At 41.3% G+C, this 22,988-nt stretch carries 23 protein-coding genes; 19 read left to right on the forward strand and 4 right to left on the reverse strand.

Going from position 1 to position 22,988, the window contains the following annotated elements; genetic code table 11:
• Positions 1-4: 4 nt before the first annotated feature.
• A complete protein-coding gene (locus IEY42_RS22475) occupies positions 5-385 on the reverse strand; it encodes a YHYH domain-containing protein (RefSeq protein WP_229780195.1) in 381 nt (126 codons plus the stop codon).
• Between the two features lie 280 nt (positions 386-665).
• Here IEY42_RS22475 and IEY42_RS19610 point away from each other — a divergent pair, with 280 nt between their 5' ends.
• From IEY42_RS19610 to IEY42_RS19680, 15 genes are all read left to right on the forward strand, one after another.
• Complete coding sequence (locus IEY42_RS19610; protein ID WP_188926939.1) at positions 666-1,643, forward strand: transposase; 978 nt, start codon at positions 666-668, stop codon at positions 1,641-1,643.
• A 553-nt stretch (positions 1,644-2,196) separates the two neighbouring features.
• Complete coding sequence (locus IEY42_RS19615) at positions 2,197-2,565, forward strand: hypothetical protein (protein ID WP_188926940.1); 369 nt, start codon at positions 2,197-2,199, stop codon at positions 2,563-2,565.
• A 219-nt stretch (positions 2,566-2,784) separates the two neighbouring features.
• Positions 2,785-3,723 carry a transposase gene (locus IEY42_RS19620; RefSeq protein WP_188926941.1) on the forward strand — a complete coding sequence of 313 codons (939 nt, stop codon included), beginning with the start codon at positions 2,785-2,787 and terminating at the stop codon, positions 3,721-3,723.
• Positions 3,724-4,405: 682 nt separating this feature from the next.
• On the forward strand, positions 4,406-6,265 hold the full coding sequence (locus IEY42_RS19625; protein ID WP_188926942.1) for an ATP-dependent helicase: 1,860 nt from the start codon (positions 4,406-4,408) through the stop codon (positions 6,263-6,265).
• A gap of 1,264 nt (positions 6,266-7,529) precedes the next feature.
• Positions 7,530-8,114 (forward strand): single stranded DNA-binding domain-containing protein, encoded by a 585-nt coding sequence (locus tag IEY42_RS19630; RefSeq protein WP_188926943.1) that lies wholly within the window; start codon positions 7,530-7,532, stop codon positions 8,112-8,114.
• Positions 8,115-8,185: 71 nt separating this feature from the next.
• Complete coding sequence (locus IEY42_RS19635) at positions 8,186-8,545, forward strand: hypothetical protein (RefSeq protein WP_188926944.1); 360 nt, start codon at positions 8,186-8,188, stop codon at positions 8,543-8,545.
• 48 nt (positions 8,546-8,593) lie between these two features.
• The gene (locus IEY42_RS19640) at positions 8,594-8,749 is read left to right on the forward strand and encodes a hypothetical protein (RefSeq protein WP_188926945.1); all 156 of its coding nucleotides are present in this window, start codon (positions 8,594-8,596) and stop codon (positions 8,747-8,749) included.
• A gap of 67 nt (positions 8,750-8,816) precedes the next feature.
• Entirely contained in the window at positions 8,817-8,996 is a 180-nt protein-coding gene (locus IEY42_RS19645; RefSeq protein ID WP_188926946.1) for a hypothetical protein, read from the forward strand.
• 82 nt (positions 8,997-9,078) lie between these two features.
• On the forward strand, positions 9,079-9,717 hold the full coding sequence (locus tag IEY42_RS19650) for a hypothetical protein (protein WP_188926947.1): 639 nt from the start codon (positions 9,079-9,081) through the stop codon (positions 9,715-9,717).
• A gap of 85 nt (positions 9,718-9,802) precedes the next feature.
• On the forward strand, positions 9,803-10,834 hold the full coding sequence (locus IEY42_RS19655; protein ID WP_188926948.1) for an AAA family ATPase: 1,032 nt from the start codon (positions 9,803-9,805) through the stop codon (positions 10,832-10,834).
• A 26-nt stretch (positions 10,835-10,860) separates the two neighbouring features.
• On the forward strand, positions 10,861-11,397 hold the full coding sequence (locus tag IEY42_RS19660; protein WP_188926949.1) for a hypothetical protein: 537 nt from the start codon (positions 10,861-10,863) through the stop codon (positions 11,395-11,397).
• A gap of 77 nt (positions 11,398-11,474) precedes the next feature.
• Positions 11,475-12,590 carry a DUF3150 domain-containing protein gene (locus tag IEY42_RS19665; RefSeq protein WP_188926950.1) on the forward strand — a complete coding sequence of 372 codons (1,116 nt, stop codon included), beginning with the start codon at positions 11,475-11,477 and terminating at the stop codon, positions 12,588-12,590.
• A gap of 69 nt (positions 12,591-12,659) precedes the next feature.
• Entirely contained in the window at positions 12,660-14,726 is a 2,067-nt protein-coding gene (locus IEY42_RS19670; protein ID WP_188926951.1) for a cobaltochelatase CobT-related protein, read from the forward strand.
• Positions 14,727-15,044: 318 nt separating this feature from the next.
• On the forward strand, positions 15,045-16,148 hold the full coding sequence (locus IEY42_RS19675; protein WP_188926952.1) for a DUF7146 domain-containing protein: 1,104 nt from the start codon (positions 15,045-15,047) through the stop codon (positions 16,146-16,148).
• A gap of 117 nt (positions 16,149-16,265) precedes the next feature.
• Entirely contained in the window at positions 16,266-16,457 is a 192-nt protein-coding gene (locus IEY42_RS19680; protein ID WP_188926953.1) for a hypothetical protein, read from the forward strand.
• Positions 16,458-17,114: 657 nt separating this feature from the next.
• Here IEY42_RS19680 and IEY42_RS19685 read toward each other — a convergent pair.
• Positions 17,115-18,164, reverse strand: coding sequence for a DNA-binding protein (locus IEY42_RS19685; RefSeq protein WP_140907661.1), 1,050 nt, complete (start codon positions 18,162-18,164; stop codon positions 17,115-17,117).
• A 205-nt stretch (positions 18,165-18,369) separates the two neighbouring features.
• Between IEY42_RS19685 and IEY42_RS19690 the strand changes: the two genes are divergently transcribed.
• The 3 genes from IEY42_RS19690 to IEY42_RS19700 all read left to right on the forward strand — a co-directional run bounded on the left by IEY42_RS19690 (position 18,370) and on the right by IEY42_RS19700 (position 21,100).
• Positions 18,370-19,383 (forward strand): tyrosine-type recombinase/integrase, encoded by a 1,014-nt coding sequence (locus IEY42_RS19690; protein WP_037431571.1) that lies wholly within the window; start codon positions 18,370-18,372, stop codon positions 19,381-19,383.
• Between the two features lie 26 nt (positions 19,384-19,409).
• On the forward strand, positions 19,410-20,165 hold the full coding sequence (locus IEY42_RS19695; RefSeq protein ID WP_050991421.1) for a helix-turn-helix domain-containing protein: 756 nt from the start codon (positions 19,410-19,412) through the stop codon (positions 20,163-20,165).
• A 74-nt stretch (positions 20,166-20,239) separates the two neighbouring features.
• A complete protein-coding gene (locus tag IEY42_RS19700) occupies positions 20,240-21,100 on the forward strand; it encodes a sterol desaturase family protein (RefSeq protein WP_188926954.1) in 861 nt (286 codons plus the stop codon).
• A gap of 66 nt (positions 21,101-21,166) precedes the next feature.
• Here IEY42_RS19700 and lspA read toward each other — a convergent pair whose 3' ends face one another.
• Together lspA and IEY42_RS19710 are read right to left on the reverse strand one after the other, a co-directional pair.
• Positions 21,167-21,703 (reverse strand): signal peptidase II, encoded by a 537-nt coding sequence (lspA, locus tag IEY42_RS19705; RefSeq protein ID WP_140907663.1) that lies wholly within the window; start codon positions 21,701-21,703, stop codon positions 21,167-21,169.
• Positions 21,704-21,707: 4 nt separating this feature from the next.
• Positions 21,708-21,896, reverse strand: coding sequence for a P-II family nitrogen regulator (locus IEY42_RS19710; RefSeq protein ID WP_373292896.1), 189 nt, complete (start codon positions 21,894-21,896; stop codon positions 21,708-21,710).
• Between the two features lie 425 nt (positions 21,897-22,321).
• Here IEY42_RS19710 and IEY42_RS19715 point away from each other — a divergent pair.
• Positions 22,322-22,988, forward strand: a 667-nt coding sequence (locus IEY42_RS19715; protein WP_188926956.1) for a DUF4382 domain-containing protein, incomplete at its 3' end; no start/stop codon positions are given.

The raw sequence follows: 22,988 nt of genomic DNA on the forward strand, positions 1-22,988 counted from the left end.
CTGATCAGATCATGCCGATACGAAAAAGTTCCCTACTGTTAACAAAGTATGATCCCGCCCTGAAACTCTTAGATGTTGATACATAGCCTGCGTAAAACCCATTTTGATGCTTAACCCCTAAATTAGCACCTAAAGATGTTTCGCCATCATGCTCACTACTACCCAAAGAAACACCTAAATATGGAATTATACTGGTCTTATCAAACTGATATTGATATCCAGAATTTATATCCCATGCCCCCATACTTATTGCAGATGATTTTTCATCATTATGGCAATGATATGGTTCACTTCCAGCATGACAACCATTACTATCTGTCCCCCCTGAGTGAGCAAAAGCAGTCATAGGGACAGTGTAGAGTAAGCATGTAAGTAAGATTTTCATGTAATTCCTTTTTCAGGTTAAGCTTTGTATAGAACCTATACGTTTTCAATTTTACTTTATTTAGCAAGTAAATAACATTAACACACTCTATTTAATAACAAATCAAGCATATTATTAGTTCGAGCATGGAATGATACCTCACCACAATCCATAAGTTAAAATGTAAAAACAGTCATAGCTACCAAACGATCTCGAAAAATAATTAAGACACCCAAGATTGTTGGCTAAATATTAAGCGCTGAACTACGCTTTATTTACGCTTTTAAAATGGTAAATAAAGATGGCCAGACCAAGACAAACTATCGTTAGCCTAGAAGATACGCCTTACTACCACTGTTGCTCGCGTGTGGTACGTAAGGCGTTTTTGTGCGGCTTTGATAAATCAATGGGTGAGAATTTTGAGCATCGGCGTGAGTGGGTTGATTCACGCATTCTAGAGTTAGCGACCATCTTTGCTATTGATATCTGTGCTTATGCCGTGATGAGTAATCACTTACATGTGGTGTTAAAGGTTGATGCTGACAAAGTAAAACAGTGGTCAGATAAAGAAGTGCTCATTCAATGGCACAAAGGCTTTAAGGGCACGTTGCTTACGCACAAATACCTAAAAGAAGAAGACCTTAACCAGTTTGAGCTTCAAACGGTTAATGAATGCATTACTGAATACCGTAAACGCTTAATTGATATCAGTTGGTTTATGCGCTCACTCAGTGAGCCTATAGCCAGAATGGCCAACAAAGAAGATAAATGTACCGGAAGATTCTGGGAAGGCAGGTTTAAATCTCAGGCTTTGCTTGATGAAGCCGCAGTTTTAGCTTGTATGGCTTATGTCGATTTAAACCCTGTCAGAGCCAAAATGGCTGCAACCCCTGAAACCTCGGATTACACCAGTATTCAGCGCCGTATCAATTCAGCAATCAAAGGCGAGCAACCACCAGAGCTATTACCGTTTGTGGGTAATGAGCGACTTAATATGCCTAACGGGCTTATGTTCAGCGTCAAAGACTACATCGTCTTAGTTGAAGATACCGGTCGGATAATTCGAGAAGATAAGCGTGGTGCCATTAGCTCAAGTAGCCAGGACATACTGAATAGACTCAACATCCCCGCAGAGAATTGGCTTAAAATCACTACTGAATTTGGTGCATTATTTAAAGGAGCTGTCGGAGCATTACCCGCATTCACTGAATATTGTGAGCATTTAGAGCGAAAGCGACGACAAGGCGCTGCAAATTGTCAGCGCTGGCTGTGTGCTTAAGTCATCATCCCCAATCAAATTACAATTCTTTTAAAACTTGATGGTTAAAAAAGTTTTTCTGATGTGCTAAATTTCTTAGATGACCATAAATTACTCATTTAACGATAATATTTTAGCCATATCGATAAAAATTGATGAGTTGATCACATCAATCGTAACCCTCGCCAAAGCCATGAAAACGAGTTATGTTCATTGTTCAAGAAATGGGTGGCATTTTTGTGGGTGGCATTTTTGTGATGTTAAACGCGAGGCAATCAAAAAACTGTTGCTGGCTGGTGAAACCTATTCAAGTATTCAGCAAGTTATAGGGTGCTCACCGTATCTAGTCCAGAAGTTAGTCGTGAGTTAAAGCAAGATCAAGAAGTTAAATAACTACTTACTTTTCAATTTTTACATATTGGAGGTATTGCTAGTAAACACCAAAGATTTAAATATATAGAATACTCTGTTTGCATCCAGATGTGTTATTTTTCAGTAATACATGCGAAAATAAAATAGTTATGCAATAGATTTTTATTGATATTTTTTAAATCTTAAGGAAAAAGGAGACGGTATGGATAAGTTTTTATTTGGAATGGTGTTATCGATTTGTGTATTTAATGTTGCTGCAAAGCCAATTTATTTAGAATGTGAAGTCAGTAATAATGATGCAATTCTTAAATTTTCAGCCAGCGTAGATGAAGAAACTGGTAAAGCATCATTTGTTCAATCAACTGGATTTACATTTAAATCAGAAGCTATTTTTTCACCGAATAAAATAGCATTTTCAACTGGAGCAACTGGAGGGGCTGTTAATGTCGAACGAATTTTTGAAATAAGCAGAGTTGATTTGTCTGCGAGTGAGACAGTTGTAATAAACGATTCTAGACTAATGAAAAATGGAAACTGTAAGATAGTTAATCCAGAAAATAATAAATTCTAATGCGAAGAAACCACCTTAGACATAGGGTGATTATTTTTCCCAATAAATCTAAGATGTAGCATGTTGCGTTCTGCTGTAATTTCAAGCAGTGCTGAATGTAGCCACCGTGTTAGAATATCTGGTAAAAACAAATAAATAAAATGCCATCCATGTTACTGGAGAGTCCCCAGATTTTAAACTAAGCTTAAAATCTGAACAGACATTAACAAGGAGGTTATGATGCCACGCCCTCGTAGAAGCCAAATTAGCCTAGAAGACACCCCCTGTTACCATTGTTGTAGTCGCGTTGTTCGCCGTGCTTTTCTCTGCGGCGATGACAAGTTTTCTGGTAAAAACTACGACCACAGACGTGCTTGGGTAGAAGCTCAGCTGCTTGAATTAGCGGAGGTTTTCGCTATTGATGTTGCGGCCTATGCAGTGATGAGTAATCATCTGCATGTTGTGCTCAGTATCGACATATATCAAGCCAACAGTTGGTCTGATGCAGAGGTAATAAGTCATTGGCATCAGTTATTTAAGGGTACAGATACAAGCCAAAAGTTTGCTCAGGGTGAAACACTTGATGATTATGAACAGTGGGAGCTTAGTCACACAGTTGCGTTATACCGCAGCCGATTAAGCGATATTTCTTGGTTCATGCGGGCATTGAACGAACCGATAGCAAGGCAAGCAAATCAAGAAGATAACTGCACTGGCCGCTTCTGTGAGGGACGTTTTAAGTCGCAAGCTTTGCTTGATGAGGCTGCTGTACTCGCTTGCATGGCTTATGTCGACTTCAATCCCATCAGAGCCAAGATGGCAGATACCCCAGAGTACTCAGACCATACCAGTATTCAACTGCGCATTAGGGCTGCTTTGAAAGGCGAACAACCCAGTAACTTACTGCCTTTCATTGGCAACGAACGCAGCAATCAACCCAAAGGCGTTGCGTTTTCGCTGCACGATTATCTCGAATTGGTCGATGATACGGGACGTATTATTCGCAACGATAAACGCGGTGCTATTAGCACAAATAGCGCTAAGTTACTCACAAGATTGAATATCCCTCAAGATAACTGGCTCAAACTCACCACCGAGTTCGGTAAGCTATTTCACGGCCCAGTCGGCACACTTCAAAAACTTACCCACTATTGTGAACATCTAGATAAACGCCGATGACACTTCGCCAGTTGTTGCCAGCACTTAAAAGCGGGCAGACTTAAATCCCGAATTCAACATCTAAGTGCATCAATGACTGCTTAGGCCGCTGAAACTGCATGGGGTGGGATACTGTTACCTGAAATCTCTATTTTTCACTGATTTTTGCTTATTTCGTTACTCATGTTCCGTCCATTTGAACCGCTTTATTGCATTTTGGGTCAGTATAAACTTTATTTGATTACCGTACATTTCCTAATGCTGCTATTTATCTTTAGACCCTTTGCACTAACTGATTTATGTCCAAAAGTGAGTTACAAAGAGATACGCTTTCAGTTGTCATAAACTGACAATTCTTAATTATAGTATCTAGGTGCCGTTCCGATTTGTCAGACTATGGGTACATTTTATGTCAAAGTATGGTTATATCTTTTCTGGAAATCATTATTGAAAGCTGGAAGTTGCCTATGTCAGACTTTGTTTACAGCGACACTCTGACTGGCGTGAAGAAGTTAAGAGGTATTGGGGTGATAAATCGTCTAAGTAAAACTTGATCAAACTCGTAATCTGCCGAGTATTATTCAACCATAATGCACGAAATTAATGTTCAACGTCCAAATTGGCACTTCAAACGCGCAAGAATGGAGTGTCGTGCTGATATTCTTGTGAAATATATCTAGGGCCGACATATTTAGGACACATCGTGAGTTTAAGCACTGAACAAGACGCAGTAACAAAGAGCTTGAAATACCATAACCTTGTTTTGGCACTGCCTGGTGCTGGTAAAACTCATACGATGATTTCATTCATCAGTAATCTGGTCGAAAATCCACTACATAAAGTAATCGCTTTAACGTTCTCCAATGCATCAGCTGCTGAAATGAAGTCGAGAGTAGGTAGATTGGTTAAGGGGCACAAACGTAAGCAAATCTTTGTGTCTACCTTTCATTCGTTAATTTGGAGTCAAACCAAAAAGCATCCAAACTTCAGTGGGCGCAAATTGTTAACGGGTTCGAGTGGTCAGCGAGTCACTAACTTTATAATCGAAAATTACAGAAAATCTTTAAAACTAAGTGAACAATATGATTTACGAGTTGTTTTAACACACAGCAAAGAAGGTGAGTTGCTAAGCGAACCTCGCGAAGTGTTCAAGACCTACAAGTTCAAGACAATATGTAATTGGCTTCTCAAAAAGTTAAGTGAGACGCCATTTCATGAAAATATTGATTTTGATTATGATTATATTTTCAAACAAGGCATTGACCATTTCTACCAATATTATCTAGATAAACTTGCCGAGTTAAAATATTGGCCAATGGACATAATGTGTGTCGAGATAGTTCGTGCTCTATTGGTGGGTGATATCGAACCTATACCGGCAACAAGAATTATAGTTGATGAGTTTCAGGATACAGATTTAGTCCAATACACTTGGATTAAGTGCCATGGGTTAGCTGGGGCAAAAATCACGGTTGTTGGTGATGACGATCAATCAATATTTAGTTTTAGAGGGGCGTTAGGAGTCAATGGAATGAGGATGTTCCAAGACGACTTTGAGGTAAAAACTCATACGTTAAGCAAGTGTTTTCGCTGTGGCAGTGAGATCTTGTCGGCATCAGAGGCGGTGATAAAGCACAATATAGACCGTGTTGAAAAGCAAATGAATTCAGGAGCGTCCAATGAGGGAGAGGTGTTCTTTTATGGTGCAGAAACTTGCAAAGAAGAATTTGAAAATATCGCTGAAATGCTCAAAGATCATACTGAATCTTCAGTAGCAATACTCGCGAGAACAAACGAAGAGCTTAATCAATTAGAGACATATTTAAAAAGTGAGCATGACATTGATTCTAATAGGTTAAATAGTAAATCAATTTGGGAAAGTGATAACTTAAAAATCTTATTACATATTTTTTGTACGATTTTGAATGTTAAGCCACAACATCATTTAGTACCGCTTTTAGTCTATTTTAACGAATCGCAATCCAATATCGTTATGATCAGCGAAACACTTGGAACAGCCGGCTTTGGGCACTGTAATATTCATGATTGGGAGCTTAACGACAATACCGTAAAGCTTAATCAACTGTGTCAGCGTTATTGGCATCTATCGAATAGCGTAGAAACCGATAGTGTTATTGATTTATTTACATGTGTCCTGACTGAATTCGAGAATATTTTTTCTGATAACTTGAAAAGCTTTTATAAAACGTTTGAAAAAATTGTGTTTGGAATGCAGGCACCCAAGATAAGTGAAAAGTTGTTGATGATAGATGAGTTAACGAATAAGAGCTCTAAAAAGGACGATGACCAAAATCTACCTGTACTGACCACGTTTCATGGCGCTAAAGGTTTAGAGTGGGATGTCGTTTGGTTAACTGGCTTAGATGAAGAAAATATACCTCACCAAATGCCAGGTGTAATAATGACAGATGGCTTAATAGAAGAAGAGCGTCGATTGTTGTATGTCGCTATGACGCGCGCAAAAACAAAATTGTATTTGTCATGGGTAAAGTTCCCGACCAAATACCTTGTTGAAGCGTATGGATTGGAAGAGTTAATGTAAAAATGTGATTTACCCCATTGCAGGTAGAATTGAATTGTTGTAAATTTTGATTTGTAGCTTAATTTGCTAGTTACAAATCAAAATGATGTTAACCATCATAACTTATAGAGCTTAAGCTCATTAAAACCACACCAAATATCGATGTTATAGAACATCACCCAATTTACTCAGTGATTTAACCGCCCACTCAGTAAATTCATCCTAAGTTAACAACCAAAACCTGCCTCTAAGACTAGGATTACTCTAGTTAGTGAAGGCCGTTTTCGGTTGCTAATTTTCCTGATTCCTCAATCGTTTATCCTCATCATTTTATTTTTCTACCTTTTGGTAGGCATTTAAAATTTTAGTAAACGCATGTCAGCTCACCATGGGAAACCCGAGCGGTTAATTATTTTTCGAAGTAGTTAATGACAAATCAGTAAAATTTCCCTAGGAAAAGTTACTCATTTACTTTTACCAACCTCAACCCCAATCTTAACCAACAACCCTCAAGGGAACACTAATCCCTTTTGGATAATTGTGTTCTCTTATTCTTACGTCTTGGAGGACACACTTATGGAACTTGCAATCGTCGCTTTATTAATCATTCCAGCCATTATCATTCACAAAACGCTTGTTCAACCAATCCTTTGGATTGTTGCGCATTAATTTGTGATTTATGAAGCTAACACTAAGGTTTACCCGTTTGGGTAACCTTTTTGTTGGTCTCTTCAAATGCTCTTTTCGAGGGGTATTTGGTGAGGCCAACAAACTTTAAATAGGGTGATTAGTATGGAAATTATTATTGTAGTGGCGATGACTGCTCCAGCGTTGATTATCAACAAAATTCTTGTGCGTCCATTGCTATGGACTGTCATGGGGAGCTAATCACTAATTTAGTGGCGAGAATTATCATTTCTCGGCGGTACCATGCCGCGAGTGGCGGCTTATGCCGTCACTCAAATTAACCAATCAAATCAAAACCGATTTGCGAGTCGAGTTCGGTTTGAAAAGTTCCTCAATCGTTTATCCCTATTTATTACTTTTTTAAGCCTCTTTTGGCTTTGAAATTAATTTATATATAGACGCATGTCAGCTCAACATGGGAAACCTGAGCGGCTATTTATCAGCAATGAAAATAGTGACCGGCATTAACAATATTAAAGCAATATCGTTAATGTGAGAGCCATTTGGCTAACTAACCCCCCATAGGGCGACATTTTTCCCATTGGGGGAAACGTGTCTTTCTATGGGTTAAATATCTTATATGGAAGGACACAATATTATGAACAATCAAAATCAATCAACTCGTAAAAACACCATTGAATTCACTGGCAATGTTTCACAAGTAAAACCCATTCAGGGCGGCGCATGTGCAATTTCATTGGCTTATAACGAAGGTTCAATGGTCAACGGCCAATGGGAAACTAAAGATACACTGTTTCTCGAAGCTTATATCCCTGCAAAACTTAATTTTCAACCTAATATTGGTGACAAAATGACAGTTTTAGGTTTTATGGCATCAAACAATTACCAACCTCAAAATGGTAATAAACGTTATGGTATGAAAGTGGTTGTGAATGAAATTGTTGAATATTCTGCTAAAACAGAACGCAACAATTCTAATCAACCTAATAACTATAACAATGCACCGCAAGGACAGTATAACCAAGCACCGCAAGGTCAGTATGCTCAAGCACCTCAAGGTCAGTACGCTCAGGCACCACAAGGTCACCGTCCAAATGCACCGCAACATCGCGCGCCTCAGTACGCTCAGCAGAATGCTCCGCAACAACAGGCTCCGCAGTATCAACAACACAATTCTAGACCTAATAACTCTTTCCAAAGAGGCAATGGTTTCCAGAATTAATCACAACTTCAACCCCAAGGGATTTCGTCCCTTGGGGTACGCATTCCTTGTTAACTTAAAAAGGAATGCTTATGAAAAAAAATGTACTCAACATCATTACTCAGGAGGAATTATTCAACATTAGTTTGCTAGGTTTCACCATTGCATTGCAAATGAATCCAAGTTTCATTCAACTTGCTTTGTATCTACTTTTTATCGTGTCATCGCTATTGTATTTACAAGCGCGATTATTGGCATATAAGAAGCAAGCACAGAGTTTATTAATCTTTGTTTTCGATTTCGTTCGTACAATCTCATTGCCCGTCAGCCTTGCTTTTATCGGCATGGCTTACAGCTATCAAACGTTTTGGCTTACTTTTTTTGGTGTAAGTTTTACGATCGTTTATAGCGCATTAGTTTGGGCGTTTTGGAATGTTAAAGACGAAGAATAATTGATTGAAATTCAGACAGTGTTAGAATGTATACATGGAGATTTTCACATGAATCCGAGTATTATGATTACTGAAACAGTAAGTTATTGGATGCCTTTTATTTCGATTGGTATCGTCATTGTTGGAGGGTTATGTATGGGTATATACCATATAGCTACGTTCAATGATGAAAAAGCTAAAGAGAAATCAAAAGACCATAACTAATTATGCTCAATTACCCTTGAGGGACACACCCTCATGGGATGGTGTTCCTCAAAATTTGGAGAACACAATGAGTAACAAAACCCTATCTTCTCAAGCGGCATATTATCGTCGTCGCAAGCAGAAAATTTTAAAAAAACTTATACAAATTCGAGACTCAGAAATGGGGGATGCGAAGTTTCTTAAAACTTCACGCCGCCTATCTAGAACTGACTCAGAAATGAGTCAATTGATGAATTTATGTAAGTAAACCCCATTTAAATATTTACTACCCAAGCGGGAACATCACCCGCATGGGATTGGTGTATCTCGCGATCCTGGAGGACACACCAATGCGTAAATCAAATTCTAAAAGTCAGGCTCAACCATTTTGGTCAAACCCTGAAACCATTCATCATTTGTTAGATAAGGACATAGTTGATTCGATGCGTCGAGGAAACGAAAAATGTTCTGCAATGATGATGATGGACCCTCATTTTGAACACAAAACCAATCAGTACCATATTCAATGGTCACAAGATGATGTTGATACGCTGATCAATGGCATGTTGATAAGAAGTCTTGAGATTTTGCGAAATGCAAAACCTGATAATGATTTGTTTAAGGAAGAAATAATGTGGCAATCGACCCCTCAGTTCGCTCAGGTTTGTCGATATGCTGGTTATAACCCGGTAATAATTCGTGAAGAAGTGAGACATATAATGAAAAAATACGGCAAGACGGTTGAGGTTGACCAGCTTGAAGAATTTGTTCATTGGTCTAACTTTTTTGGTGAACTGTTCAAAGAAAAAAAAGGCGTTAAAGTTGTAAAGCAAAGTCTAATGAAAGTGCTTGTTAAGCATGCAGAAGACGATTACGAATTGATTACGATTTTAAAGCAAATTGGTGAGCTTATGGATGATCTTTATCTAGCCGGCGTCACTTCACGGGATGTTATGAATCAATATTTAGCTAACGCTATCAATTCATAATAACCCAAAAAATTAATCACCCAATTGGGACACATCACTCCCAATGGGGTTGGTGTGTCCAATATTAGTCCTTGGAGGACACACTATGTCAGCTTTAGCAATTAACACAACAACAGCAATTGATTACACAGAAATGGAAAAAGTACCCGCTCATGTGGTGTTTCCAGAGCTCTTTGAACCATCAGCTGTAATGATCCAACGCCGTAAGAATCGTCACCCAGACTGTATTCCATCAAATCCGATGTATATACCAGATCCTGAAGTAGCGAAGCTTGCATTAGTGTGGTTGGTCGCACCTCATCAATTGTTGAGTTTAGGGTTACAAGGGCATACTGGTACCGGTAAAACGGAACTGGCATTGTACTTAGCCGACAAATTAAATTTACCCATTTATATTGTAAAAATTCATGCTCGCATGAACCCACAAGATTTAGAGGGTAGCTATGTTTTAGATGCGGAAAAAAACAAAACCATTACTCGAAAAGAATATGGTCCAGCAGCAAAGGCTTATCGTAATGGTGGGGTTTTGTTAATGGATGAATTCGACAAGGCGAGTGGCGAACTAACTTCAGCAATGCATTTGCTGGTGGAAGGTAAGCCATGGCCGTTGGAAATGTTCAAGGAGACAATTGCAAAACATAATCAATGTTATGTAATTGGTACCGCAAATACCTACGGGTCTGGTCATGATGAACGTTACATCACGTCAAACCAGATGGATCAAGCGTTCTTGAGTCGCTTTATGTGGCTTGAAACTCAATATCCAAACGTAGTTCAAGAATCGAAGATCCTTGAGAAATTTGCGCCGAGATTACCACTTCACTTACGAAACGATATTATCAAGCTTGCAAATGCTTTACGTGATGCAGCCCTTGGTACTAATCGTGATGGTGATATTGATGATCCAATTCAATGTATATTTTCAACACGAGTAATGATTGCTTGGGCGTATTACATCCAAACATTTGGTGCTTTTCGTAAGCTTAAACAATCACTTGATGCAGTATTTTTAAAGTCAGTAACCCCCGAGGATGCTGGCATTGTTAAAGATATAGTTGAAAAGGTGTTTGGCGATGATATTAATAAACCGCTAAAAGACCTACTTGCAAAAAAGTAGTTAAACCTTCAGTAACAAAAAATTCTTTGGATACGATACCGGAAGGCACTGTATTTGAGGCATTTAATATTTCATCTGAAACTTGGGATGCTGGCTCACATTGGTCTGCTAGCTCTATAGATAAGATGATAATTATTGAAGGTTCGGTCAAAGACGATCATTCATTAACTATGAATGCTATTGGTGATCAAAAATCCATCTTTGTTGGTGGGTTAAGAAATAGCTTTAGGCACTTAATTTGCCGAAGTATAGATGGTGAGAAACAGATTGAGTTTACTCACTATCGAGCTTCACAGATTACTAATGAGCATAAAAAGCTTAATTATCTGTTATACGTTCATCCCACAGGGAAAAAATGGGCCATAGCAGAGAATCATACCAAAGTAGTTGTCATGTTTAAAAATGACCAAACCGATGGGCGCTGGGTTCTTTATGAGAACAACTCGATAGATTTAACCACTGATGCAGGTCATGCGGAATGGATTAAAGTTATCAGAAGCAAGCAAGGAAAAGGTTATAACTTAGACGGCACTTGTACCTACAACGGTATTATCAAACAATAACTTAAACCCCAATAAGGGATACATACATCCCTTATGGGATTGGTGTATCCCTTTTTTATGTCCCGGAGGACACCATTATGGATACATCAAAAACTTCTCAACAAAAAAGCGCGGTAACAAATTCTACGGAACTGTGTTCACGACTATCAATGCTCGAACAAGGAGTATGCGTGGTGAGCGTGATCAATCAGGCGTCATGTGGAGAGAAATCTTTACCTAAAGTCAAAGTGGAATTGGACGGACAACTCCAGGATTCAGATTCTATTAAAGGGTCGAAAATTCGTTGGTTTCCGAGTGAACCACTTCGTTTTGCATCAAAAGCAAAACAACAAACTTCACGTTTGTTAAGTGCTTTTGGCGTTCGTTGGGGGGATATGACAATCGTACCTCTGGCTCGATTAGACGAACTGCAAAAAGAAATTGACGTCATAGAAACGGAATGGAAAATTGCGCTTCAAGACATGCTGGACAATTACGATAGCCTTGTTAGCGAATGGCAAATGTCAAACCTTGATGTCGCCGCTATTATGCGACGTTATACGTTAGACAAAGCTGAGTTTGGTGGGCGCTTTAAAATGAAAATGTTACCGCCGGTTGCATTTTCACCTTTGATTGCTGAAGGCGATAAAGAGTCTGCTGAAGAACTTGCTGATGATATTTTAGGTAATTTGTACGGTGAAGTTGCAAAAATGGCTAGTGATATTTACGACAAGTCATTTTTTGTTGCTGATGCTAATGGCCATAAAGTCGCTAGAACAAAAGCTAATAGACGGATCAAGGATACGTTTAAAGGCTTAATTGACAAATTAGAGGGGTTATCTTTTCTTGATAGCAATATTGAGAAGGTGGTGGCTCAAACAAATTTGGTACTTGATTCTATGCCCAAAACGGGCTGGATTGAAGGTGCGAATTTGTCTAATTTAGCGCGTTGGACCTTAGTTATGTCAAATCCTGACACATTACGAAGTCATGCATCTGATACGTTTGTATTTGAAGAAGAACCCGAAGTTATCGAAGATGATTTTGGCGTACTTGGCGAAACACAATCGACAAATCTAGATGAAGATCTAAGTGTGTTTGAAGTTGAACAACCCATTAATTCGTCTGTTGCCGATGCTCAGGTATCTACGACAGTCTCAATTGATGAATTTAGTCAAGAACCTGACCAATTAGGTTTTGGTCTTGGTTTTTAAAAACCCCAAAGGGAGAACACATATCCCTTTGGGATTTGTGTTCTCTAAACAAATGTCTGGAGGACACAAATGGCTAAATCAAATAAAGCAACATTACTGAGAAAATACAAAAATCTTAGTCGTGTGCTAACTACAACAAACAATATGGAAATCACGTTTAGTGGAAACGGCGCCTATCACTTACCGGGTAGGATTAATCTACCTTATGGTGACTTTAGTGATGATGATTTTGTCACTATGTCTATGGGTTTTTGTGATCATGAATTAGGTCACGAGAACTATACCGATTCAAATTGGTACCATCTGGCAAGTGATAGAAGCGCTTTTTTAAAAGGTCTGCTTAACGCACTTGATGATTATCATCAAGAACGGCGCTTAATGGCGGATTTCCGTGGCACTAAAATTTCGTTAAGGAAGCTCGTTGAACTTTGTAAAGTCAAAGGGCTTTTTGGCGTCATAGAAGATGATTCACCTATTCCAGCATATATTCATGGTTGGGTATTGTATAAAGCTCGAAGCCACCTAGGTCAGCCATTATCAGACTTGTTCAATGTAACTGATAAGCAAGTGTTGACAATATTTGGTGAAAAGTTTTATGCAGATCTTCATTCATTGTTAAGCCCTCAAATCTTAGATGGTTTAGTTAGTACAGAACGTTGTTTTGTTGCTGCTGAAAAGATATTTGAATTGCTTTTAGAATGGATGAAAGACAACCAGGAGCCAAAAGACTCGGATGATAGCGATTCAGATGATAGCGACTCAGATGATAGCAATTCAGATGATAGCAATTCAGATGATAGCGACTCGGATGATAGCGACTCAGATGATAGCAATTCAGATGATAGCGACTCGGATGATAGCGACTCGGATGATAGCAATTCAGATGATAGCGACTCGGATGATAGCGACTCAGATGATAGCAATTCAGATGATAGCGACTCGGATGATAGCAATTCAGATGATAGCGACTCGGATGATAGCAATTCAGATGATAGCGACTCAGATGATAGCAATTCAGATGATAGCAATTCAGATGATAGCAATTCAGATGATAGCAATTCAGATGATAGCGACTCGGATGATAGCGACTCGGATGATAGCGACTCAGATGATAGCAATTCAGATGATAGCGACTCGGATGATAGCGACTCAGATGATAGCAATTCAGATGATAGCGACTCAGATGATAGCGACAGTCAAGATAGCTCTAATGCTGAAAATGGAACATCAAATAACACTTCAAATGAACCCGATGAGCCCAAGTTAAATGAAGAACAAATTGAAAAGATCCTTCAAGTTTTAGATGATTATGAAGATGATTTTCATGAAAAATTGATTCAAGAAATCAATAGTTTAGCTGAAGGTGGTTCGGATGGTTACATTCCTAGCTTATCAATAACAAAGAGAGCTATAGATACTCCGATGAGCAAACATCGTTTAGTTGATGATGACTTACGAGGTGTCATATCAAAACTGAAAAACCCATTAAAACGGTTTTTTCACGATCAAAACTTTGTTAACCATTCACTTCATAACAGAGGTAAATCGATTAACTCTAGCCGTTTGGCTGGTGTGGCAATCGGTAATACCAAAGTGTTCGACTCACAGACTATTCATCGGTCACCTAATGCAGCTATTGCATTATTGATAGATAAGTCTGGTTCAATGAGCGATGAAGACATGACGATGGCAAATAGTGTGGCTTATTCATTAAGCACTGCACTAGATGGTATCCATGGAGTGGAATCTTTAGTTGGCTATTATCCTGTAATAGGCAATCAAGAGGATATGTTAGGCATTGTTAAATCATTTGAAGAAAAGAAATCGGCCCAAGGATTCAACATTGACTCCTATGGAACTACGCCTACTGCAGACGCAATCACTTCGGCTACATCTTTGCTAATGTCGCGTGGGGAACCAAGGAAATTACTATTTGTAATAACTGATGGTAGCCCTGATAACGTGGCATTGACAGAGAAAGCTATTGAAGAAGCAACAGCGTTAGGCGTCAAGGTCTTCGGAATAGGTATTCGCGGATATGTGAGAGGGTTTAGTGAAGCAGATTTTCACGTAATTTACTCGACCAAAGATTTAGTGAATGCATTAACTGTTGGACTTAAACACGCTTTTAAATAGCGTAATCAAATTAAATAACCCAAAGGGTACACTTTGCCCTTTGGGGAATAGTGTGCCCAAAAAATTGCCTCGGAGGGCACACTATGAAAGTAATTATCAAAGAAAAAAGAGCGAGTGGCTTAAATGCTATTTACGAAATGCGTAATGGCAAAAAGATACTAATTGGAGCCTCATGGGTAATGAGACCACTTCTAAATCGGTAAATCTCAGCGCGTCCTATTTTTAGGCGCGCTTTCAAACTTGCTTGCGGAAACCACCAAAGTTTCTTCTTGCAAGGGAATTTTGGGGTTTCCGTAGGCAAAATTTAGGAGAAATATCATGTATCAAGCCAGTCACTCTAAGATTAAAAAAGTTAAAGCACTTGTTGACCAGCAAGGCGGTTGGAGAAATATCTTCGAGCATTACAGCGGATTAAAAGCTGCAATTGATCGATATCCAGCACAAGTACCTTGTCCTCAAACAGGGCAAGGCAATACTGTGTTTCGTCTTGTTAATGGTTGGGAGCAAACAGGCCAGGCTTTTCATAATCACGTTGGAAAATTGACCGATGGTCTGAATGTAATCGCATTTTACTGCAACTGCTCTATTAAAGAGGCCGCAGATGAGGTGTTGCGTATTACAGGAGGAAATTACAAAGATGTTAGCTATCGTGAAGTTACAGCGCAATTACACCGAGAACAACAGCAACGTTCTGAATATTGTAGTAAAGAGAAAAAAGAACAGCGATTAAAGGCATTACAAAAGGTATATCACGAAGCGATACCTGCATATAAGTCTGATATAGCAATGAATTACTTTAGAAGTCGCGGTTTGACGTTAACAAGTGATGATGTTCGAAAATTTTCTTCAACATTAGGTTTTCATCCAGGACTTAATTATTACTGCACAGAATCAAAGTCGTTTATCGGTACATTCCCGGCCTTACTTGGGATTTTTAAGAGTAAGGACGGTTCCAATTTAACGATCCATCGTATTTATCTCAAACCTGACGGCAGCGGCAAAGCTGAAGTGAGTAATCCTAAGAAGTTAATGAGCCCACCAGATTATATGGGTGGAGGTGCATTTCGATTAGGGGAACCATTACCGTTAAAGTGTGGAGGTAAGTACATCGGGGTTACTGAGGGCATAGAAAACGCATTAGCGTTGTTCAATGCCAATGGGTTACCTTGTTGGCCGTTATATAGTGACACTGTACTTGCTCTTTTCGAGCCAGATACCGACATCACACATGTTGGTATATGGGCCGATAGAGAGCCTAGTGGGGCGGGATTAACTTCAGCGAATAAGTTGAAGATTAGACTAAGTGAAAAAGGGATTAAATGTCATATTTATTACCCGGAAACGCTTAACACAGAAAAAGAAGATTGGTTGGATGTATTTATTACAGACCCAACTAACATCAACGGCTATAAAGCCATATGAACACTCCGTCGCATAACCCCAAATGGGGTTATGCGGCTGGGTTATCCATCACAAAGAGCACTAATAAAGTGCCTTTTGTGATGGGTAACCTTACGTTAATTTAGTGGAGAAATGATTATGGCCAGACATGAATACGTGCAAGGGATTTTTGATTGTGCTTCTAGCATATTAACTATCGGTTCAAACAAAGCTTTTAAAATTGGTGAAGATTTATCACTAATGGAAAGTGATGAAAGACTCGATAAGTTAACTGCTTGGGCTCGTCAAAAATCTTTAATAACGGCAAACGGTTTGATAGCTGAAATTTGACTGTGAGAGGCGGTGAAGTTTATCGCCTCATAAACCCAAGTAGATTTTTAAAGTCTATTTAGGTTTGTGATTTCCTCAATCGTTTATCCCTACTCATATTATTTTTATGCCTCTTTTGGCATTGAATATATGATTATATAAACGCATGTCAGCTCACCATGGGAAACCTGAGCGGCTATTTTCAGCAATGACAATAGTGACCGACATTTACAATATCAAAGCGATATCGTTGATGTGAGAGCCTATAGGCTAACTAACCCCACAGGGAGACATTCTTCCTATGGAGCGTGTCTTTCTTTATTCATACGGAGGACACATGATGCCAGCGGGGGCATTTGAACGAAAACCTACGGTTTTGAATCCTGTGGCACCCTCGTAACCGTAGGTTTTCGTTTGATAGCCGTTAATCCCTGTATTTGAGGTTCGGCTGCATTCGGCCGGTAAAAGCGTTGAAATTAGCCACAAAACCTATAACACATTGATAATATGTAGGAATATCAATATTCTTTTTCCACCTGACGTTTGTCGAATCGATGCTTCTCCTTGGCCTGCAGGGTCTTGTGGAAGAACCGACAAATTTGCCAAGTTTGCTCGTTTAGGGGCTGGCAACGATTTCTGCATTTGCAGCCAGACGATCAAAACACATCCATTAAATCGTTATAGCGAACTTTGAAGCTGTTTAAACTGCCCTTGGATCACTGCTTTTTCCTGAAGAATCACCTTATTCTCATCGGTCAGAAATGCCACTTTATCCTGGGCGGTTTTCAGTTCGGCTTTGGTGGTCTCCAGTGCGTGGGATAACACGGCCACTTGCTTATCGACATCTGCTTTCTGAGTGGTGAGCGCGGCCATGTTTTCCGACAATTGCTCATTTTTATGCTGGTATTCCCGGCACCTTGTCACGGCTTCTTCATACTCGTGTTCCTGGTTCTGGATATCTTCCATCTTTGCGTTCAAGTCGCTATTTAGCGCCGCATTGGCCCGTTTTAATTCATCGGCATTTCGTTGTAACTGCGCGTTGATGTCGAATAGCTCGGACGCTCTCGACTCAGTCTGTGCGAGCCGGTGTTGCAGATCCTGAATCTGATCATTTAACCCCTGGTTAACTATACGGAACTGTTCGCGCTCCTGCTGGCGGTCTTCGGCAGTGCGCTGCTGGTAATGTTCGAAATGATCGCGGATATCCCGGTTTTCCTGCTTGAGTTCGGCAACGCTTTCTTTCAATTCAGTGGTTCGTGCAAGAGCTTCATCCCGCTGGGACTCGGCTTTGGCCAGGCCGACACGGGCGTCTTCCAGGGACTTGTCTTGCTGGCTTTTTTTCTCAATAACACGTGATAGTTGGTTGTTCAGATCCTGTTGGCGAGCGGTAAGCTGCGCGATAGTGTTGCGGGCCTCGGTCAGTTCTTTTCGGAGTTCATCATTCGAAACCTTGAATTCGTCGCGAGCCTGTTCGATCCGATGGTCGCCCATCTGCTGCACCCGCTCATACAGGGACTTTACCACTTCGACGAGGTCGTTCGGTAGTCCACTGACATCGGCCGCCGCCCCATTGTCTAACCGCCAGCGTTTGAGCAACGGCGCGATGGTGCTTTTGCTGCCGGTGCCCAGGTGCTCGCGCACCCGGTCCACCGTGGGTTCCTGGCCGTGCGTGCTAATGGCTTCGGCGGCTTTGACAATATCGTGATAAGTGACTCCGGCACGGGCCATGGCAGGTTCCTCTCAGATTATTTGGTAATGTATTACGTAACACGTAATATAACATTATCTTTACTGTTTTCTAGGCTGCTTGAATATCAATTATTAACCAACGATAATCACACTTATCGTAGGTTAATGGATCTTGACGTAAATTTTCGACTTGTAACGCCGGTACATAGCCGCCTTTTGAGCGACATCGAAGGAAATCCTATTCATGAACAACAAACCGCCAAAACCGGCTAGCAACTTGCCATTACGTAATGAGGAATCGACCCTGATTGAACGTCAGGAAGCCGAATCATTGCGGCACTACCTCCAGGCAGCGACGTCCGACAACACGCGCAAAGCCTACCGCTCGGCCATTCGCCAATTTGAAAAATGGGGTGGTCGCCTGCCCTCGGATCGGGATACTGTCGTGCGTTACCTGCTGGCCAGAGCCGAATCGCTCAACCCCCGGACCTTGGATCTGCACCTGACCGCCATTAGCCAATGGCACCATTACCAAGGGCTCATCGATCCGGTAAGTGATCCGTTGGTCCGCAAAACCATGGAAGGCGTTCGTCGTACTCAAGGCCAACCCAAACGCAAAGCCAAGGCATTACGTTTGGAGCACATTGCCCAGATGGTGAATCACTTGCGGCAACTGCCTGACACCAAAAAGAAACAGCGGGATATCGCGCTGGTGTTGACCGGCTTTTTTGGCGCCTTTCGTCGTAGCGAATTGGTGGCCATTCAAATCGGTGATCTGGTGTGGGAACCAGAAGGACTTCTCATCCGGCTGTCTCGTTCCAAGACCGATCAACAAGCCATGGGCTTAGTGCGAGCATTACCTTTCGGTGCACCAGGCTGCTGTCCTGCTATGGCCATGAAGAACTGGATAGAATTGGCTGATATCAATGAAGGTCCGGTTTTTCGTCCCGTTAACCGTTGGGATAAGGTTCAACCCAAAGCACTGAATCCCGGTGGCATTAATCAATTACTCAAGACTCTGGGCAACGCCTGTCAGTTCGATTTCGTGCCGGACTTGAGCAGCCATAGCTTTCGGCGTGGCCTCTCTACATCGGCAGCGAGGGAAAAAATCGACTTTGAGTTTATTAAGAAACAAGGCGGCTGGAAGAGCGACGCTACCGTATGGGAGTACATCGAAGAAGGACAGCAATTCACCAATAATGCCTCATTTATCCTCCTAGAAAAGTTGCAAGCGCTTATAGACAGTCAACTACAATGAAAAGCTGCCTTTGTAGAGATAGGGTAATGATCACAACAAATACTTTAGTGAACCCATGGCGCGGCTCAGTAGCGATAACACCAGGTATCGGTGCGTTCCTCGGCGAGTCAGGAGACAATAAGCCCCATAAACATTGGGCGCATCAAATCGCGATCGGTTTAGATGCAAACGTTGAAGTCATTTCCAGCGAAACACGGCACAAAGAAAAGGGGTTATGGATACCGGCTGGAGTTACTCATCAATTGATAATGGCCGAGGTACTGTGTATTTATATCGATCCAACCCATGATATTTGCAAAGCCTTGCTGCCTCACATAAAAAATCCGTTGATGCAACCCATTGGGACACTCCGTGAGGAATTCAATACGGCGTGTTTATCTCGCTTTACTGCCACGGAAAACCTTTCATTCGAACTGGAGGCTTTCGAGCGTCACTACCGGCACGATCAAACATCTGATCCAAAGAGCAGATTGAGCCACATTTTAAAAGCATTACATGCCGAAGCCATGGATGGGCGATCAATCTCTAGAGCCGAGTTGGCAAAGAAAGTTCGTCTTTCCCCAAGTCGTTTTTCCCACTGGTTTTCCGAAAGCACCGGCTTACCTTTACGCAGCTATAAAAAGTGGTTAAAACTATTAACGGGGTTTGAGTTATCACGCCAAATGTCACTCACTGATGCGGCAATTGCATCGGGATTTTCCGATCAGGCCCATTTCTGCCGGTCTGTTACCGAGGCTTTTGGTGTTTCCCCGGCAGTTATTCAACGGCTTTTGTCAGAATAAACAGCACTTTCGTTCAATGTGGCTACGTGTAAACATGAGATGCTGAACACTCTCAATCAGCGAGGAGTGTTAAAATGATTCGTAGCATAACGTGGTTGGTTAGGCTCCTGTATTTGCCGTTGTTTTTGCTCGTCGGAAATGGCGTCGCTATCTATCTTGTTGCCGAGGGTTACAACCAAGGTTGGCTGGTATTTTTGATCTTGGTATTTATAGGAATTTCCTTCGCCACCGAAAAACTGACACCCTATGATCGTGCGTTTAATGAACCGCAACAAGATCAGCGACGCGATCTGCTTCACGCCTTTATGAACGAGTCACTTAATGTTATTGGCGTTGCTGTACTCCCGTTATTTGGTGGCTTGCTGGTCTTGGCACCGATATGGCCTTCCGGGTGGCCGCTGGCTTCCCAGTTACTTTTGGCGATCCTCATTTCTGATGTTGGCATCACCCTGGCGCATTTTGCCAGTCATCGCCTCTCTTCACTGTGGCGCCTTCATGCCGTTCATCACAGCGTAAAACGGCTATACGGTTTTAATGGTCTTATGAAACATCCATTGCATCAATTGATAGAAACCGTCGCAGGAACGACACCATTGCTCTTTGTAGGAGTGCCACAAAATGTCCTGATGTTGTTGGTGGTTGCAGTAGTGCTTCAGTTACTATTGCAGCACTCGAACGTGGCGTATTTTACTGGACCGCTGAGGAGGGTTCTCGCAATCAACGCGGTGCATCGTTTCCACCACTTAAATACGGCAGAAGAAGGCGATGTGAACTTCGGGCTTTTTACCACCTTGACGGATCGCTTGTTGGGAACGGCTTATTTTGACTCTGAACGAACGATCGGTACTAAAGATCTTGGTATCGCTTCAACGCCGAATTATCCAGCTGACTATTGGCAACAGTTGATGCAGCCTTTTCGACGGGACAAGACATGAGGTTATTTAGTAATTGATAAATCCGAGAACACGCTCCACATGCCACAGCGGGAGCGTGTTCTCCACTTACCTCATTCCTTTGTTGTTTTCATGGTCGCTGTTATCGCCTTCATCATGAACTTGATGATTCCTACTACCTATGGTACTCACAATAAAAATACATACCCCTATGAATATCGCTGTATCAGCCAGATTGAATGCTGGCCAATGAGAATAGCTCCAGTGAAAATCAAGAAAGTCCACTACCGATCCACGCCATACACGATCAACCAGGTTGCCCAATGCACCACCAAGCAGCATCGAATAGCTCGCCGCTTCAAGCCGGGTTGGACGCCGCCGCATTGTCCAAACCAACCAAACCGATACGCCAGAGGCTAATGCAATAAAGAAATAGCGTTGCCAGCCACCAGCATCAGCTAGCAAGCTGAATGCAGCCCCAGGATTCATCATGTGTACGATATTAAGAATTGAGTTAATCTCCACGCGCTCACCGTACTCTATCGTACGCTCAACGGCATACTTACTCGCCTGGTCCATCAGTAATATCAAACCGGAAAGACACAGCCAACCACAAAAGGTGTTTGTCGGGTTAGAGTTCGCCATGAAGTTAATTTTCTTTTCCTCCAATCGGTAGCGCTTGCTCGACAGGGGTGACGTATACCCAACCGGATATGTTGGGTCCGATTTTCCCGGTTTTGCGTATGATAGCCGTCACCTCATCCACCTGATTGTCATCACAGACCAGAGATAATTGTACTTCTGAGATAACCACGCCAGCTTCGGCAGAATAGGCCAATTCCCGCTCCCCGAGGGGCTTCAAAGTACCCTTGATGTCGAGTAGCGATAGGTTTTTGTAACCCGCGTCACGCAGTTGTACGACCATAATAAAGTTTGATAAAAATTATGGGGGTCATGAACGGTAATACCGCTATTGTTTGATAATTTATCTGAGGACGAATTTCAGTTTCTCATAATTAAGTTTGATCATTTTCAAACTCACTTTTGGACAGAAATCATCTAGATTTAATACTCTAGCTCACATTACGACAAGTAAGGCTAAGCTAACTATTCCACTACAACATTAATTAAACTCATATTCGGAAGATGATGGCTCAGTAAAAAAATGTTCACCCCTAAAGCAGAAATCGTTGACACAGATCAGTAACAAGCTACCCATAAAGGGTTATCATTGAGTATCATTTATACAACACCAGTCCTGCTATGAAGACTAATACAGCGCTATTATTGTTATCCTCTTTACTACTCGTTAGTGCCTGCGGAAGTGACAAATCCGATCCTGAAAAAGAAACGGTGTTGCCAACGGGTAAGTTATCACTTGGTATTTCTGACTCCCCTATGTCAGGTGTTTCTCATTTGGGCTTAGTATTAGACGAACTCATCATGACAGATGCTGCGGGCGTTATAGTGAGACATGATCTGCAAGATATGTCGTTTAATCTGCTCAATTACCAGGGTATTGACAGTCATATGGTGATCTCAGGTATTGACCTGCCTCAAGGTCGATATCACGATGCTTATATCACCGTCCATCAGGGTGACGGCAGTCAAGGTTGTTACTTAGAGAATGGTCAGGGACGCCATGGTCTGCATGTGACAGATGGACAGCTACCGATCCATGATTTCGAACTGACTGCTGGGCAGCATCTTTCTCTCACAATGGAGATTGATCTCTATCGCGGGCTTTCATATCATCAAGGCCAATATAAATTAAACCATGATGGGATGTGGAGTGTAGACAACCGTTATATGGGCCACTTAATAGGAGAAGTCGACCCGCAATGGATAGCCGACTGTGAGTCCACTTACTCAAGCTTAGCCCCTATCGGCGGACAGTTTACCCATTTAGCCTATCTCTATCCTAAAACCA

Origin of the sequence: Shewanella algicola (assembly GCF_014648035.1) — a bacterium.
Lineage (GTDB): Bacteria > Pseudomonadota > Gammaproteobacteria > Enterobacterales > Shewanellaceae > Shewanella > Shewanella algicola.